The 410-nt window shown below is 45.6% G+C and carries 1 protein-coding gene; it reads left to right on the top strand.

Annotation, left to right across the window (positions count from 1 at the left end; genetic code table 11):
* A partial coding sequence (locus tag KIV40_RS33645; protein ID WP_285353765.1) for a TIGR04211 family SH3 domain-containing protein occupies window positions 1–410 on the top strand: 410 nt, incomplete at both ends.

Here is a 410-nt window from a genome sequence, read left to right as displayed (position 1 = left end):
CTGCGTTTGCGCAAGACCGTTATATTGCTGATAAACTATTTACTTATATGCACTCTGGCCCAAACAACAGCTACCGTATTATTGGTAGTGTCGATGCAGGTCAAAAAATCACATTCCTACAAGCAAATAAGCAAACTGGTTACACCCAAATTCAAGACAACCGTGGCCGTAAAGGCTGGGTTGAAAGCAAGTTTGTGACCTCTCAAGAGAGCATGTCACTGCGTATGCCAAAGCTAGAGAAAGAGCTGGCAGAAGTGAAAGAGAAACTGGCTAATGCACGTCAAAGCGCAGACAGCGAAAAAGCAGGCCTAGTAAGCTCACTTGACTCTCGCAACAGTCAAATCTCTGAGCTAGAGCAGAACTACAGCGAAATCAGCCAACAGCTGACAAGCGTTCAAACAGAGAACCGC

This window comes from Vibrio sp. D173a (genome assembly GCF_030248475.1).
This window is presented reverse-complemented; position numbering and strand designations above follow the sequence as displayed.